Origin of the sequence: Phreatobacter sp. (genome assembly GCF_051860605.1) — a bacterium.
Lineage (GTDB): Bacteria > Pseudomonadota > Alphaproteobacteria > Rhizobiales > Phreatobacteraceae > Phreatobacter.
In genome coordinates this window covers 34029-49734 of the sequence record NZ_JBHYDR010000010.1, presented here as the reverse complement: position 1 = coordinate 49734, position 15706 = coordinate 34029, and the positions used below count along the sequence as shown (strand labels likewise).

General features: G+C 67.3%; 16 protein-coding genes and 1 tRNA gene. 8 read left to right on the top strand and 9 right to left on the bottom strand.

Annotated elements, in window-relative coordinates:
• Positions 1-4: 4 nt before the first annotated feature.
• The 5 genes from ACTIFS_RS16860 to ACTIFS_RS16840 form a co-directional block, all read right to left on the bottom strand.
• Entirely contained in the window at positions 5-724 is a 720-nt protein-coding gene (locus tag ACTIFS_RS16860) for an alanyl-tRNA editing protein (RefSeq protein WP_439575284.1), read from the bottom strand.
• Complete coding sequence (locus ACTIFS_RS16855) at positions 724-1764, bottom strand: cysteine synthase A (RefSeq protein ID WP_439575283.1); 1041 nt, start codon at positions 1762-1764, stop codon at positions 724-726. The genes ACTIFS_RS16860 and ACTIFS_RS16855 overlap by 1 nt, the downstream gene beginning before the upstream one ends.
• Positions 1765-1859: 95 nt before the next feature.
• Positions 1860-3086 carry a class I SAM-dependent methyltransferase gene (locus ACTIFS_RS16850; protein ID WP_439575413.1) on the bottom strand — a complete coding sequence of 409 codons (1227 nt, stop codon included), beginning with the start codon at positions 3084-3086 and terminating at the stop codon, positions 1860-1862.
• 238 nt (positions 3087-3324) lie between these two features.
• On the bottom strand, positions 3325-4779 hold the full coding sequence (locus ACTIFS_RS16845; protein ID WP_439575282.1) for a cryptochrome/photolyase family protein: 1455 nt from the start codon (positions 4777-4779) through the stop codon (positions 3325-3327).
• A gap of 107 nt (positions 4780-4886) precedes the next feature.
• A complete protein-coding gene (locus ACTIFS_RS16840; protein ID WP_439575412.1) occupies positions 4887-5858 on the bottom strand; it encodes an NAD(P)H-binding protein in 972 nt (323 codons plus the stop codon).
• Between the two features lie 354 nt (positions 5859-6212).
• Between ACTIFS_RS16840 and ACTIFS_RS16835 the strand changes: the two genes are divergently transcribed.
• Positions 6213-7577: an alpha/beta fold hydrolase gene (locus ACTIFS_RS16835; protein ID WP_439575281.1), complete on the top strand. Its 1365-nt coding sequence runs from the start codon at positions 6213-6215 to the stop codon at positions 7575-7577.
• 113 nt (positions 7578-7690) lie between these two features.
• Here ACTIFS_RS16835 and ACTIFS_RS16830 read toward each other — a convergent pair.
• Positions 7691-7765: transfer RNA gene (locus ACTIFS_RS16830), tRNA-Asn, on the bottom strand.
• Between the two features lie 183 nt (positions 7766-7948).
• On the opposite strand from ACTIFS_RS16830, the gene ACTIFS_RS16825 reads away from it, so the two are divergent.
• A complete protein-coding gene (locus ACTIFS_RS16825; protein WP_439575280.1) occupies positions 7949-8227 on the top strand; it encodes a hypothetical protein in 279 nt (92 codons plus the stop codon).
• Between the two features lie 28 nt (positions 8228-8255).
• Here the strand turns inward: ACTIFS_RS16825 and ACTIFS_RS16820 are convergent, their stop codons facing one another.
• Positions 8256-8456, bottom strand: coding sequence for a hypothetical protein (locus ACTIFS_RS16820; RefSeq protein ID WP_439575279.1), 201 nt, complete (start codon positions 8454-8456; stop codon positions 8256-8258).
• Between the two features lie 386 nt (positions 8457-8842).
• On the opposite strand from ACTIFS_RS16820, the gene ACTIFS_RS16815 reads away from it, so the two are divergent.
• From ACTIFS_RS16815 to ACTIFS_RS16790, 6 genes are all read left to right on the top strand, one after another.
• A complete protein-coding gene (locus ACTIFS_RS16815) occupies positions 8843-8983 on the top strand; it encodes a hypothetical protein (protein ID WP_439575278.1) in 141 nt (46 codons plus the stop codon).
• A 61-nt stretch (positions 8984-9044) separates the two neighbouring features.
• The gene (locus ACTIFS_RS16810; protein WP_439575277.1) at positions 9045-9749 is read left to right on the top strand and encodes a helix-turn-helix domain-containing protein; all 705 of its coding nucleotides are present in this window, start codon (positions 9045-9047) and stop codon (positions 9747-9749) included.
• 54 nt (positions 9750-9803) lie between these two features.
• Complete coding sequence (locus ACTIFS_RS16805; protein WP_439575276.1) at positions 9804-10061, top strand: hypothetical protein; 258 nt, start codon at positions 9804-9806, stop codon at positions 10059-10061.
• 182 nt (positions 10062-10243) lie between these two features.
• Complete coding sequence (locus tag ACTIFS_RS16800; RefSeq protein WP_439575275.1) at positions 10244-10939, top strand: HK97 family phage prohead protease; 696 nt, start codon at positions 10244-10246, stop codon at positions 10937-10939.
• A gap of 105 nt (positions 10940-11044) precedes the next feature.
• Positions 11045-12319 (top strand): phage major capsid protein, encoded by a 1275-nt coding sequence (locus ACTIFS_RS16795; RefSeq protein WP_439575274.1) that lies wholly within the window; start codon positions 11045-11047, stop codon positions 12317-12319.
• Positions 12320-12498: 179 nt separating this feature from the next.
• On the top strand, positions 12499-14766 hold the full coding sequence (locus ACTIFS_RS16790; RefSeq protein ID WP_439575273.1) for a hypothetical protein: 2268 nt from the start codon (positions 12499-12501) through the stop codon (positions 14764-14766).
• 92 nt (positions 14767-14858) lie between these two features.
• On the opposite strand, the gene ACTIFS_RS16785 is transcribed toward ACTIFS_RS16790, so the two are convergent.
• Both ACTIFS_RS16785 and ACTIFS_RS16780 read right to left on the bottom strand, forming a co-directional pair.
• Positions 14859-15443, bottom strand: a complete 585-nt coding sequence (locus tag ACTIFS_RS16785) for a hypothetical protein (protein ID WP_439575272.1) — start codon at positions 15441-15443, stop codon at positions 14859-14861.
• A complete protein-coding gene (locus ACTIFS_RS16780; RefSeq protein WP_439575271.1) occupies positions 15440-15673 on the bottom strand; it encodes a helix-turn-helix domain-containing protein in 234 nt (77 codons plus the stop codon). Before ACTIFS_RS16780 ends, ACTIFS_RS16785 begins: the two co-directional genes overlap by 4 nt.
• Between the last annotated feature and the right edge of the window lie 33 nt (positions 15674-15706).

Below are 15706 nucleotides of genomic sequence, written 5' to 3'. Positions count from 1 at the left end.
CTCCTTACGCGAACACGACGCGCACGCGCCGGTTCTGCTTGCCTTTTTTCTCGATCGACGAGACGACGAGCTGGCCGATCTCGCGGGTGTTGCGCACATGGGTGCCGCCGCAGGGCTGCAGGTCGATCCCCTCGATGGCGATGAGCCGCACGCGGCCCGAGCCCATGGGCGGCTTCACCGACATGGTCTTGACCAGGCCCGGATTGGCTTCCAGCTCGGCATCGGTGATCCAGCTTTCGGTGATGGCTGCATCCTTGGCTATCAGGTCGTTGAGCCGGGCGGTGAGCTCGTCGCGGTCGAGGCCGGCCTCGGGAATGTCGAAGTCGAGCCGGCTCTCCTCCGCGCCGATGGCGCCGCCGGTCACCGGGAAGGGCAGCGCGACCGAAAGCAGGTGGAGGCCGGTATGCATGCGCATGCGCGCGAACCGCACCGGCCAGTCGAGGCGCGCGGTGACGGTCTCGCCGATCGCCGGCAATACCGCGCCCGGTGCCAGGACGTGGGCGATCTCCTCGCGGCTGGTGCCATAGACGGCGGTGGCCACCGTCAGTGCGCCGCCGGCGGTCTCCAGCAGGCCCTGGTCGCCCGGCTGGCCGCCGCCGGTGGGATAGAACACGGTGCGGTCGAGCACGACGCCGTGGGCGCCATCCTTTTCGGTGAAGCCGATGACGGTCGCCTCGCAGCTCGGGAGGTAGGCGTCGTCGCGGAACAGGAACTGCGTGGCCATCAGGTCACCGGCATGAGATCGACGAGCGGGAGGGAGCCGCGCTCCAGCCAGGCCGGCACGGGCAGGCCCTTCGAGCGCAGGAAGGCGGGGTTGTAGATCTTGGAGGCATAGCGGAAGCCGTAGTCGCAGAGGATGGTCACGATGGTGTGGCCGGGGCCGAGCTGGCGCGCAAGGCGGATGGCGCCGGCGACATTGATGCCGGTGGAGGGGCCGACGCACAGGCCCTCGTGCTCCAGCAGGTCGAACATGACGGGGATCGCCTCCTCGTCGGGAATCTGGAAGGCGATGTCGACGGGCGCGCCCTCGATGTTCTTCGTCACGCGGCCCTGGCCGATGCCCTCGGTGATGGACGAGCCGGCGGACTTCAGCTCGCCGTCCGTGAACCAGGAATACATGGCGGCGCCGAGCGGATCGGCACAGCCGATGGTGACCTTGGGGCTGCGCTCCTTCAGCGCCATGGCGATGCCGGCCAGCGTGCCGCCCGAGCCGATGGCGCAGATGAACCCGTCGATCCTGCCATCCGTGTCGCGCCAGATCTCCGGGCCCGTGGTCTCGATATGGGCCTGACGGTTGGCGACATTGTCGAACTGGTTGGCCCAGAAGGCGCCGTCCGGGTTCTCGCGGGCGATGCGCTCCGCGGTCCGGGCCGAGACCTTCACGTAGTTGTTGGGGTTGGCATAGGGGACGGCAGGCACCTCGATGAGGCTGGCGCCAAGCTGGCGCAGGGCGTCCTTCTTCTCCTGGCTCTGGTTCTCGGGGATGACGATGACGCAGTCGAGCCCGAGCGCGCGCCCGACCATGGCGAGACCGATGCCGGTATTGCCGGCCGTGCCCTCGACGATCGTCCCGCCGGGGCGCACGAGGCCCCTGGCCATGGCGTCGCGGATCAGGAACAGCGCGGCCCGATCCTTCACCGACTGGCCGGGGTTCATGAACTCGGCCTTGCCGAGGATCGTGCAGCCGGTCGCATCGCTCGCACGGCGCAGCCGGATCAGCGGCGTGTTGCCGATGGCTTCGACGACCGAGGGATGGAAGGGCATGGGGCACTCCGGGCCACACAGGGCGGAGGGCGGACGCTATCCGAGGCCCGCAGGCCGCTCAAGCCTCCGAAGGGCAGGGGCGCCGGCAGTCCCCGTCACGATCGCGCATAGACGAATTGCCGGACGTCGATGGTGCCGGCCCTGAACCCCGCCTCGCAATAGGCGAGATAGTAGGTCCACATGCGCTTGAACCGATCGTCGAAGCCGAGCCGGGCGACATCCTCCCAGACGGCGAGGAAGCGGCGGCGCCATTCCTCCAGCGTGCGCGCATAGTCCCGGCCAAAGGCTTCCTCGTCGACGAGGGCAAGGCCGGTGGCGCGCGGCAGGTCGCGCATGTGGGAGGCGGTCGGCAGCATGCCGCCGGGAAAGACATAGGCGCGGATGAAGTCGATCTCGCGCAGGTAGTCGTCCCACAAGGGCTCGTCGAGCGTGATGACCTGGATGCCGGCCCGACCGCCGGGCTTCAGGCTGCGGGCGACCGTGTCGAAATAGGACGGCCAGTACTCCCGGCCCACCGCCTCGAACATCTCGATGGAGGCGATGGCGTCATAGGTGCCGGTCTCGTCGCGGTAGTCCTGAAGCTTGATGGTGACGCGGTCGGACAGGCCGGCCTCCGCCATGCGGCGCGTGGCATAGGCATGCTGCTCGTCCGACAGGGTGAGGCCGGTGACGCGGGCGCCGAACTCGCTGGCCGCAACCTCCGCAAAGCCGCCCCAGCCGCAGCCGATCTCCAGCACGTGGTGGCCCGCCTTGAGCCCGATCTCGCGAGCGAGCCGGCGATATTTGTCGCGCTGAGCAGAGGGCAGATCAGCCGCCCCGGCGCCGAACCATGCCGAGGAATAGGTCATGGAGGGGTCGAGCCAGGCCCGGTAGAAGGCATTGCCGAGGTCGTAATGGGCGATGATGTTGCGCCGCGCCTGCGCCTTCGTGTTGCGGTTGCGCCAGTGGCGGAAGCGCTGCATCAGCCGCGCGAACGGATTGTAGCGGGTCAGGTGGCGCACGGCCTCCATGTTCACGCAGAAGAAGTAGAGAAAGCCGGCGGGGTCCGGACTGTCCCACTCGCCGCGGATGAAGGCCTCCGCGAAACCGGCATCGCCATCCAGGATCAGGCGGCGCGCGAAGGTGAAGTCGCGCACGATCATGTCGGCCTGGGGGCCGGGTTCCCGACCGCGGAACACCAGGCGCCGGCCGTCGGGCAGGGTCAGGGTCAGCGTGCCGGCGCGAATCTTCAGGGGATAGCCGAGGGCATAGCGCGCGAAGCGGGGCAGGCCGGCAGTGACGCGGCCAAGGGTCTCGCGCGTGACCTCGATCGTCTCTGACAATCCACCGCCGGGGTGGCCGGTCGTCTGGCTGGTCATGACATCATCGCCCATTGCCGAACGGATGACGGGTGGATCCGCCTGGCTCGCGCGCCGGAACAGTTCCATGCGTTCGGCGCATGCAAGCCAAACGGCGAGGGGCCCTTTCCGGTTCCCTCCGCCACAATCCTAGTAGAAACACCTGCTGAATCAACGCCGTCCTGCAACCGGGCATTGTGCGTTGCATCATCGCGGCGCGCGGTCATGGCGAGGCCTCGGCACGCGGAGCGAGCGAACCGAAGGCCTCCAGCGCGCGCTGGCGGGCGCGGTCGTGGTCGACCACCGGCCGCGGATAGGTCTCGCCAAGCCGGATGCCGGCGCTGGCGAGCACCTGCGGGGAGGCGGTCCAGGGCGCGTGGATGGCGCTTGCCGGCAGGCCGCCAAGCTCCGGCACCCAGCGGCGCACATAGGTGCCGTCGGGATCGAAGGTCGTGCCCTGCTTCACCGGGTTGAAGATGCGGAAATAGGGGGCGGCATCGGCCCCGGAACCGGCCACCCACTGCCAGCTGGCCGGATTGTTGGCGACGTCGGCATCCACCAGCGTGTCCCAGAACCAGGCCTCGCCCTCGCGCCAGTCGATCAGAAGGTGCTTGGCGAGAAAGGAGGCGACCACCATGCGCACGCGATTGTGCATCCAGCCGGTCTGCCAGAGCTGGCGCATGCCGGCATCGACCAGCGGATAGCCGGTGAGCCCGCGCTGCCAGGCCCTGAGCGCGCCGGGATCGCCGTGCCAGGGAAACGCCTCGAAGCGCGGCTGGAAGCTGGTGCGGTGCAGGTCCGGCCAGTGGAACAGCAGGTGATAGGCAAATTCCCGCCAGCCGATCTCGGACAGGAACTTGTCGAGGCCGCGGGCGCTGCCCGTGCCAGCGGTCATGGCGGCCGCGTGCCAGATCTGGACCGGCGAAATCTCGCCGAACCGCAGGTGGGGCGACAGGGCCGAGGTCGAATCGCGATCGGGCCGGTTTCGGTCGGCCGCATAGCTGTCGAGCGGCCCGTCGAGGAAGGTGGTCAGGCGTTCTCGGGCTCCGGCCTCGCCGGGCGTCCACCAATCGGAAAAGCCGGCGGCCCAGTCCGGCGAGGTCGGTTCGAGGCCCCAGTCGTCCAGCGCCTCGCTGGCAAGGCCCTGGCTGCCGTCAAGAAGGCGTTTGGGCGCGGACAGGGCCGGGCGCGGGTCGCCGAGTGCCTGATGGGCGCGCCAGAACGGCGAAAACACCTTGAAGGGCTCGTCGGAGCGGGTGCGCACCTGCCAGGGCTCGCGCAGCAGATTGGCGGAAAAGCTCTCGGCGGCGATGCCTTGGTCCTTCAGCGCGGCCTTGATCGCCTGATCGGTCGCGACGCCGGCGGCATCGTAGCGGCGGTTCCAGGTCACCAGACCGGCGCCGGTCTCGCCAGTGAGTGACAGGATGACCTCGCGCGGGTCTCCCGCCCTGAGCAGAAGCCGGCCGCCACGGGCAGCGATGTCGGCCCCGAGTGCCCGCAGGCTGCGCGACAGCCACCAGCCGGCCGCGCCCTGCAAGGGGCGCCGCCCGGTGCCGGTCTCGAGAATGTAGATCGCAACGACCGGACGCCCGTTCTGGCAGGCGGCATCGAGCGCCGGATTGTCAGCGAGGCGCAGGTCGTCGCGGAACCAGACGATGGCGGGGGCGGGGGATGACATCGGGAGGTTTACGTGTCCGGCAGCGGACCGGATCAGGTCACGATCCCCAACGGGCGCCCGCATCATCGGACCCGGGACGACGGCCGCGACCGACAAGGCCGGCCCGTTCAGAAGACGGCATGGTCGCCCCGTTCGATCGATGCCTCGCCGGCCAACAGTCGCTCATAAAACGCGAACAGCGACTCGGTCCCGGTCGAAGGGGTAGCCGAGGCATCGTAGCGCCCCGTCGCCGGATCGAGCACGAGCATTGATTCGGTCGCGTAATAGCGCCCGATGCGCGCCAGTTCGGCCTTGTCGGCCAGGCGAGGGAAAACATGCCCGAGGGCGCCCAAACCGCCGACGATCGTGTCGAGCAACCGCAAGGGCACCTGCCTGAAGCGCGGGGGGCGCCCGCAGAGGCGAAACAGATGCTCCCCCTGCTGTCGCGGCGTGATCGCATCGCCCGGTCCGCCGATCGGCAGGATGCGATCATGGCGGCCCGTGTCGCTGAGGCAATCGGCAAGGTATCGACCCAGATCCATGTCGCCGATCGGCTTGCAGGCGGTCAGCGTGCCATCGCCAAACACCAGGAACGGCTTGCCCTGCCTGACCCGGTCAACCTGTCCCGACAGGGATTTGAAGAAGGCTGTCGGCCTGATGATGGAATAGGTGAGGCCGGATTCGACCAGTTCCGTCTCGAATGCCAGCTTGGCCTGCTGAAAGGCCAGAAGGGGCTTCTGGACGCAGATTGCCGAGAGCAGCACCATATGGCTCACGCCATGGTTCCGGGCGGCCGCAAGCGCTAGGGAATTGGCCCGGTGGTCGATGGCCCAGGCATCCCGCGGCGCGCCGGTGCGCGAGGCGAGGCACGACATCAGGGCGTCGAATGGCTCGCCGCAAAAGCCGTCGCGCGCGATTGATTGGGGATCGGTGACGTCGCCGAAGCGCAGACGGGTTCCGGCGAGCAGCCTGGCGCTGTCGTCCGGTGTGAGGGAGCCGCCCGTTCCGGCACGCGGGCGCAGGAAGCAGACGACCTCATGGCCACGCTCGACCAGCGCGCGTGCCGTGGCCCGACCGATCGTGCCGGTCGCGCCGAGCAGGAGCACGCGCCTGCGGGCGGGACCGTGCGATGAACCCGGGCTGGCGGTCTCGATCATGGGTCCTTCGCGGGAATGGATGGGTCCTTCGCAGGCGTGAAGGGGCGCTTGCGCCCACGAAATTTGAGCCGGCCGAACGCCGCCATGGCACACTCTGCCGACGATCGGCCGCGTATGATGGAGACATGCCGCGGTCCGACCCGCAAGTCGATCAGAATGGGTGACCCATTGCGTGCATTCTGGCCTTCGGCGATCGCGGCCCTTGTCGGCGTCGCCTGTATCGGTGCCGGCGTCTGGCACCTGGAGGGCGAGCGCTCGGGGCTTGTCATCGTGCATGCCGATGTCGGCAGGACGCCGGTGACCGTCTACCAACGCCCCGCAGGCGCCACCGCTCCGGCCGTTGTCATCGCGCACGGCTTCGCCGGCTCCCGCCAGCTCATGGAGGCCTATTCGCTCACGCTGGCGCGGGCCGGCTATGTCGTCATGGCCTTCGACTTCGAGGGCCATGGTCGCAATCCGACCCCGATGTCGGGCGATGTCACGCGCATCGATGGCACGACCCGGCTGCTCATGCGTGAGACCGGCCGGGTGATCGATGCCGCGCTGGCCTGGCCGGGCGTGGACGGGCGTGTGGCCCTGCTCGGCCATTCGATGGCGTCGGACATCATCGTGCGGCAGGCGATCGCCGACCGCCGGGTGTCGGCGACGGTGGCCATATCGATGTTCTCCGAGGCGGTGACCGCCACCGACCCGCCCAACCTGCTGATCGTTTCGGGAGAATGGGAAGCGACGCTGCGGCAGAACGCCCTGCGAAACGTGCGGCTGGCAGAGCCTTCGGCAGTCGAGGGGGCGACGGTCGGCGATCCGTCCGCCGGCACCGGGCGCCGGGCGGCCGTCGGACCCGGGGTCGAACATGTCGGGGTGCTGTATTCGACCACCGCCTTGCAGGAGGCCCGCACCTGGCTCGATGCGGCATTCGGACGCGTGAGCAGCGGCCCGGTATCCGCCTCGGGCGGTCCCATCGTCCTGCTGCTGCTCGGCATCGTTGTTCTCGGCTGGCCGCTGTCGCGCCTGCTGCCCCGCGGCGAGATCGAGCCATCCAGGCTGTCGCTTCGCACCTTCCTGATCGTCGTCGCCTTGCCGGCGACCGTCACACCTGTCCTGCTGCGGTTTGTCGATACCCGCTTTCTGCCGGTCCTGGTGGCCGACTATCTGGCCGTCCACCTGTTCGTCTATGGCGTCCTGTCCCTCGTCCTGCTGGCCTGGTGCCGCATCCGGATCGGCCCCATTGCATGGATTCCGGCTCTGGCGCTGGCAGCCTGGGGCATCGTCGTCTTTGGCGGCGCGCTGGATCGCTACGTCGCGTCGTTCTGGCCGATTGCGGCCAGGCTGCCGATCGTCGCCGCCATCGCTGTCGGGGCGTTGCCCTGCATGCTGGCCGACAGTCTTGTCACGGAGGGCGGGCGCGCCGCGCTCTGGCGGCGGTTTGCCGCGCGTGCAGCCTTCATCGCCTCGCTGGGTGCCGCCGTGGCGCTTGATTTCCAGCGGCTGTTCTTCCTGCTGATCATCATCCCCGTGATCGTCCTGTTCTTCACGATCTTCGGCCTGATGGGAGGCTGGGTCGGCCGCAGAACGGGCTCTCCGGCAGCGGCCGGCGTCGCGCTCGGTCTGACGCTGGCGTGGGCGATCGGCGTCAGCTTTCCGATGTTCGCGCCCGGGTGAAGCGTCCCGGCGGCTGGTCTCGGTCGCCTGTCGCCAACGCCTTGCGGGGGCGATGGCCGGGACCCGAAACGAAAACGCGCCCGGAGGCGTTTCCGAGCGCGTTTTCTGAAAATTGGCTCCCCGGGCCGGATTCGAACCAGCGACCAACCGGTTAACAGCCGGTTGCTCTACCACTGAGCTACCGAGGATCACTGCCTGAAGCGAGTGAGCGGCGCGAATAACACAGGACGTTCGCGCTTGCCAAGCGCTAATCTCGTCGCCCATGCGCAGGGCCGCGATCCTGACGCCAACAGGCATGGCGGCCTCATGACGGGCCCGATGGCGGCAGCAAGGCAGGGATCACGGGAGGCAAGGTGGCGGGCGGCAGCACCATGGACGGACAGGCTCCGAGCCGGATCGTGATTCTCGGCCGGACCTTTCCCCTGCCGCGATCGCGCCTGCGTCGCCGCCTGCTTGGCTGGGGGTTCATCGGCGGCGGCATGCTGAGTTTCCTGCCGGTCCTCGGCCCGTGGATGTTTCCGGTCGGCCTGTGGGTTCTGTCCGTGGACAGCCACCGTGCGCGGCGCATGCGGCGCCGCCTGACCATCCGGGTCGGCCGGCGCTGGCCACGGCTCAACGAGCGGCTGAAACCGCCGCCGGCAAGCGGCTGAGATCGGGCAAGCCGCGGCCCACCCGGCGTCAGGGACCGAAGACGGCGAGCAGAATGCCGGCAATGAGGATCGCGCCCCCGAAGTGGAGCAGGATGGAGACAAGCAGGCGTCCGATCGGAAAGGGCCTGCCGGGCACATCCTCGGTCCCGCCCGCGCGGCGGTTCAGCCAGACCGAGAGAGCGAGGAGAAGAGGCCCCAGGATCAGGGCGGTGACCTTCAGGACGGTCATGATGCGCCGGAGCCCTCGGAATGGTCCCCCATCGCCCGTCGGCCGGTTGCTGGCTTCGCACCGGTGAGCCGCCTTCCGACCGGTTCCGATACCCGCTGCAAGCCGGCTGCGCAGCAAACAGGGCAGTTCAGGAGATTGGGTGGAGGCCTCGCCCGGTCCCGCGGGGTTTCGGCGGATCAGGAAGTAAGCGCAGGTGAGGGGCAGGGTTCTGGACGGCACTTTGCGGCCTTCGTCAGTGGTCAATCCCTCACCTTTTGGGGGGTCTGATCGTGGTGTACGGCCGCAAGTTCACTGACGAATCACGCCGGGCTCTCTCCCAGAAGGTCCGCGCCACGATGGCCGACCCAGAGGTCCGCAAGCGGATCTCCGATCGGACGAAGGAGGGCATGCTTGCCGCCGCTGGCATGGCGCCGGAGTTGACGGCGCTGCGTGTCGCCTGGCTGCACGCGCGGCCAGCTGTTCGCAACCGGTTTCTGGTCGAGCTGATGAACGCCATGGTCGAGGCTGCCGATGTCAGCCGCACCTGAATTGCCACTGCCAGCGAAGGTCCTGATCCCAAAACCGCTTCGCATGGATTGGGTGGATGACATGGCGCTTGATGGCAACCTGTCGCCCACGGCCTTCCGCGTGGCTTGCGTCATCGGGACGTTCTTCAACAGTCGTTCGGGCGACACGTTCGTGAGCTGCGAAACCGTCGCCGAGCGAATGGGAAAATCGGTTCGCACGGTATGGGCTGCGATCGATGAGCTTGAGCGTGCCGGATATCTCGCCGTCGAGCGCCGGGAGCATCGTCCGCGCACCGAAGACCAGGCGCGGATCGCAGGCGGCCGGGGCGCGAAGAACCACTATCGGCCCGTGCTCAAAACCTCGCAGAAAGTTGCGACGTTTAGGGGTGGAAACCCTGCAACTTCTTGCGAGGTTTCGGGGGCAGAAACCTCGCAACTTTCTGCCGTAAACCTCGCAACTTTTCGCAGTCGCTCTTTATGTAACCCTGAAGATATTAACCCAAGGCGCGCGCGAGCGTCTGCGCGTGAGGCCGAGCCGGCAGCACTTGGCACGGCGGGCGAGCGTCTGCGGCAGAGCATCGGCGAGGCCCAATTCCGGAGTTGGTTCGGACACGTCGTGTTCGAAGGGGCCAGCGACGGGGAGCTGCGGCTAAGCGCACCGAGTGCCTTTGTCGCTTCTCGCATCCGGCAAGACTTCGTTGCTGCTGCCCTTGCCGCCTGGCGCGCCGAGCATCCCGGTATCCGGGCGCTGGCCGTGGCCGTCAGGCCCGATGAGGCCCGCCGATGACGCTCCCCGACCATCTGCCCGCCTTCCTCTCCCCACGCCCCCCAGGAGCCCAGAATGCTGACCGACGAACAGATTGCCGACGAGCGGCGCACCGCAATCGCCGAGTGTTTCCGACAGGAAGCGAAACGCTTGATCGATGCCGGGAACGACCCACGCGAGATCATCGATGAGCTGATCCTGCTCGGCCTCAGCGGTTCTCTCGTCGTACATGGCATCGGCTTCGCGACCAACCTTCACAGCCTCCTGGAGGCCGCGACCGTGCGGCTTCACCAGCGGCTTGAGGCAGACCAACCTGGCCGCACTAGCCACTGACGATCCGGGGTTGACGAAATGCCGAATCGGGGCAACTGTCTAATCGTCCACTGTTCGGGAGGGCACCAGCGGGATGCTGGGCCACTCGTTCAGGGCACCTTCGGCACCAGCGGGATGCTGGGTCAGGGCTTACAGGGTCGGTTTACGGCCCCGTCGCTTTGTGTTCGCTGAGGGCGCCCTCCATGACACCACAGAACCAATCTCCAGCCATCCATGCCCTGCCGATTGCGATTGACGTTGCCAGCGCCCAACGCGCGGCCGGCCGCATCGAAGGCTATGCCTCCGCCTTTGGCGGGGAGCCGGACGCCAATGGTCGCATTATCGCCGCCGGGGCGTTCGCCAAAACACTTGCCGAGCACAAGGCCGCCGGGACGATGCCGGCGATGCTCTGGGCTCACGACATGGCTCAGCCAATCGGGCGGTGGCTTCACCTAGCGGAAGACAGCTACGGCCTGAAGGCCGTCGGCCAACTCAACCTTCGCACTGCCCGCGGCCAGGAGGCCTACCAGCATATTCAGGCTGGCGATGCGCTGGGGCTCAGCATCGGCTGGGCTGCTCGCCGCGGAGGCATACGCCGCGACGAGACGCGCGGTGCAACCATCTTCACCGATGCCGATCTGCTCGAAATCTCGGCCGTGACGATCCCCGCAAACAAGCGGGCGAAGATCCAGCAGGTGGCGTCGATCGGCTCGCAACGTGAACTCGAACAGGTCCTGCGATCGCACGGCATGCCGCGCGCCGCTGCTGTGATGGTGGCGACTCGAGGATGGTCTGCGCTGGCAAGCGAAGACCCGCGCGCCGCGACACGCGCGGCTCTTGCTGAACGTCTCGCTCAGGCCACCGAGCGCATCAAACGTCTCGGCCAACCGAGGGGGTAGGACCCTCGAAAAGTCCAACGAGATCGCGCTTCGGACCGGTCCTTCAACGCCGGAAAACCGGCCGCGAAATTCCCGGAAATCTTTTTTTCTTCAAGGAGATCGACCATGAGCCGTGCAGCAACTGCTCCGAAAATGTTTGTGGCCAGTGTCGGCGGCGCTGCCACGAGCGAGGATGACCTCACCGCCGCTTTCGAGGCACACAATGCCGAGGTGATGTCGGCGCTGGAGCGTATGGAGGCCGAGAACGGCCGCCTTCGTGCCGAGAACGAGCGTATGGGCAAGGTTGTCATCCCCGCCGCCGCCCGTCGAGGTGCGAACGCAGGCGCATCGCATTCGGCCGGCGCTTCACCGCGCCGCAGCTGGGAAATGGTCGGCAACGTCGCCGACCTGCAGGCCGCCGAGCGCCGCGCCGAGCACGAGGCCGCGCTCGCCAACTTCATGCGCAGCGGCGATGCTGTCGACCTCATCACCGATCGTGCTGCCAACTCGGTCGATTCCGATCCCGATGGCGGCTTCCTCGCGCCGATGGAAGTCAACGCCACGATCATGCAGATGCAGCGCGACATCAGCCCTATGCGGCGGCTGGCGCGCGTCGTCCAGACCTCGGCCGACACCTATGCCCATCCCGTCAGCCGGGGTGGCACTGAGGCTGGCTGGGTCGCCGAGAAGGACGATCGCCCCGAGACCGATGGCCCGCAGCTGTCCTTGCTCACCATCCCCTCCAACGAGGTATACGCTCAGCCTGCGGCGACGCAGAAGCTCATCGACGATGCGCGCTCGAACATCGCCGTCTGGCTGGAATCGGAGATCTCGACCACCTTCGCCGAGAAGGAGGGCGCGGCCTATATCTCGGGTAACGGCGTCGGCAAGCCCATGGGCCTTCTGTCGCTGCCGATCGTCGCCGAGCGCGATAATGTCCGCGACTGGGGCAAGTTCGAGTATGTCCCCACGGGCGCCTCGGGCGCTTTCCCTGCCGCCCAGGCCGATCCGCTGGTGGACCTCATGTTCCGCCTCAAGGCCGGCTATCGCCGCAACGCGCGCTGGCTGATGAACTCGGCCACCGGCGCGGTGATCGCCAAGTTCAAGGACGAGAACGACAACCTCATCTGGCGCCAGTCGCTCGATGCCGCGACGCCTTCGAATCTGCTCGGCTATCCGGTCGAGTTCGACGAGAACATGCCGGACATCGGCGCCGACGCCCACGCGATCGCCTTCGGCGATTTCCAGCGTGGCTACATCATCACCGACCGGATGGACGTGCGGTTGCTGCGCGACCCCTACACCAAGAAGGGCTTCGTCCTGTTCTACGCCACCAAGCGGGTCGGCGGCTCGCCGGACGATACCCAGGCCATCAAGTTTCTGAAGTTCTCGGCATCCTGATTGGCGGCGCGCCGCCGGTAACGGCGCGCTTCCATAGGCCGGTCGGGTGCCGGCACACCTGGCCGGCCTTCTCTTCAAGCCGCGGCACTAACCCGCCGCGCATCTCCGCCGGCCGGGCCGGATGTACGCCCGGCCGGCGGAACCATCGAAACCGCTCGGAACCTCTGAAGGGTTGAACCATGGTCAAGCCGCTTGTGATGCCCTTCCGGGCCGACGTCGAGCCCGCCACCCGCGCGATCGCCACGCTGGCGCGGGCGGTGGCCACCGGCATGGGTTCGGTGTCGGCCTCCGCCCTTGCCTCTCACCAGGCCACCGGTTCTGCGCTGGGCGGCATCACCACCAAGGCGGGATCGACGGCGCGCGCCATCGCCGGCCTGGCCGTCGCCTATCAGGGCACCATTGCGGCCGTCTCGGCCTTCGCCGCGGCCACGGCCGCCGGGGTCGCGCAGCTCGATCGCTTCAGGGAGATCGCTGAAAAGGCGGCGGCCTCCGGAGTCGGCACGACCTTTTTCCAGAGCTTCGTCGTGGGAGCGGAGCGTCTCGGCGCCAAGCTCAGGGACGTGGAGCGCGATTTCGCGGCCCTGGAGCGATCCACCCGCACGCGCTTCTCTGCCGAGTCACTGACCGGATCGTCGAACAAGGCGGTCGAGGCCTTCGAGAGGGCGTTTCTGGACGTTCCGGTCTCGATGACATCGACCGCGCTGCAGGGCCTCAGGGACGCTACGGACCCACAGGAGGCGATCCGACAGGTGCTGCAGGGCCTGACGGACCTGGAGGCGCAGGGCCGCCGCCTCGAGGCGATCGACATCGCCCGCAATCTCGGCCTCACCGACATGGCCGAGCGGGTGGAGGCGGGCCGCGCCAAGTTTGCCGACCTCTACTGGCAGGTGCGCGAGCTCGAACAGTCCGGCCTGCGCGATGGCAGTCTGGTCTCGCCAGAGCTCATCAAGCGGGCCGAGGAGCTCAAGCTGAAGTTCGAGGAGAACGCCCGCGTCCTCGGCCAGAACATGCGTCCGATTCTGGACGAGTGCGTCCGCCTGGCGCTGGCCATGGGCGAAAACGCCGCCTGGACGGCCGAGCAGTTCAACCGTGTTGTCGGTGTCCTCGGCGGCATTGTCGGGTTTCTCCGGGAGGCCGCCAATCTGGTCGGAATGCTGGGCCGCAGCGACCTTGGCGTCCGCGTAACCGCCGAGGCCCGCATCGCCGGACTCCGCGAGGAGATTCAGGAGGCGCAGCGTCAGCTGGACGCCCTTCCGCGTCCCAGGGTGACCGAAGAGGTGCGTCCGGATGGCGGTGGCTTCGGCCTGGCGCCGGATCCGCTGGGCGCGCAGCGCGAGACGCTGCGGGCACGCGTCGTCCAGATGCGCGGCGAGATCGAGGCCATCAGCCAGATGGCGGCCGAGGAGCGCCGCGGCCGGGCGCTGGCCGGGCTTCCGCCTCCGCCCGGTGTTCCGATCGATCCGACGAGACGGTCGCAAACGGGCGCGGCCACGGGGGGCACTGCTGGCGGCTCCTCGGCCGACGAGACCGACAAGCGCACCGAGGCGGTCGAGAAGTTCATGCGCGCCCAGGAGCGCGCCATTGCCCTGTCGCAGGTCGAGCTGGCGACGGTCGGCCGATCGGCGGTGGAGCGCGCCCGGTTGACCGAGGTGGTCAAGGCCGAGGCCCAGGCGCGCGAGCAGGGCGGCCGGCTGACCGAGGCCGAGCGCGACAAGGTCGCGGCACTGGCGGCCCAGCAGCAGATTCTGAAGAACGCCATCGAGGACGCGACGGCGGCCCAACGGGCGCTGTCCGACGCCCTGAAATATGGCGGCGACCGCCTGATCGATCTGGTGTTCCGCGGCGGCAAGGCCTCCGACATGCTGCGCGGACTGGCCGCGGAGCTGGCGCGCGCCGCGCTGACGGGGCAGGGCATGTTCGCCCAGCTCATGGGGCTCGCCCCGGCCGCCGGCTCGCCCGCCGGCGCCCTTGGCGGGCTGCTCGGCCTTCTCGGCGGGCTGTCCGGCGGTGGCGGCGCCGGTGGCGCGCTGTCGCTGTTCAGCCTGTTCCATGCGGGCGGCGTCATCGGCGCCGGCGGCGCGCCGGTCCTGGCGCCCACGGCCCTGCTGGCGGGTGCGCCGCGCGCCCATTCCGGCCGGCGGCTCGGCGCCGACGAGGTGCCCATCATCGCCCAGCTGGGCGAGGAGGTGCTGACCCGCAACCAGCGCCGGGCCACCGCCCGCGCCCTGGACATGGCCGACCGCGCGGCCGAGGCCGCTTCAGGCCGCGGTGGCGGCAGCAGCGTGACGATCGGCGATATCCGGGTCGATGCGCCTGGCGCCAGCCGTGCCGATGCCGAGGAGATCGCCCGGCGGGTCGATCAGCGGATCCGAGAGGTGACCGTGCCGTTCCTGCAGAGCGAGAACGCCCGAGGGGTTGAGATCGATCCGTATACGCGGGTTAGTTAGCTCGACCCTCTCCCTATCATTCTGCAAAATAATCTAATATTTTCAGCATAGTGACAGGGACGAGCCTCAGATGATAAATAGAATATGATCTTTTATCCAATGCATCGCGAGACAAATGCAGTGCCCGCTGGTATCACGATCATTCCGAAAATAAATAAGATCAGATAACCTATATCCGCGCCGGTGTTAGGTGGGACATCAACCGGAATCATTATTTTTCTTATCTCGCTCTCAATATATTCTGTGTGTGATGTGATTCTTGCATGAAAATCATCAAGAAGCGCAATAATTTCATTATCAGCCCCATCGGCCGTGAAATTGTGGTTGCCTTTCGTAATGTCATCAAGTCGCTTATGAAACCCCTCTGCAATGAAGGCAATTATGTTCATCTTGATTGCTGTTGATTTGCTGAATAGCAACTTGTTTAGCGGTGACCATGCCTTGAATTCTGCGAACTTCTGAGCGAATGCATCACTGTTGCTCGCGTCCATTAGATCGCGAAATCGCTTGTAGGCCTCATACCGTTCTTTGGTTATATCCAAGCGCAACTTTTCCCTCGCGATCCGCATCTGCGCGAACGCGACGATTCCGGCGCCAAGTGCCACCATTGCGGCGATGATCGGCCCCGAGAACGCTTGGACGTATTGAACGCAAACGGAGAGTGTTGATCCGCTCAAGGTGCCTTCCTTAGCCGAACGCCCGGACCTTCCCCGTTCTCATCGACGAAGATGACGCCGGCTGCTTCGAGCGCGGCGATCACCGTCGCTGCAGCGTGGCCTTGGCCTGAGCTTACTTCCGTTTCAAGTCGGGTGACGGTGTTGCGGTGGACCCCTGCGCGCTCGGCCAGGTCACGCACCGTCCAGTTGAGAAGCCCGCGCGCTGCCCTGAATTGTGCACTTGTCACCATAATGATCCTGAACTATTGTGCGTCTGTCACCAT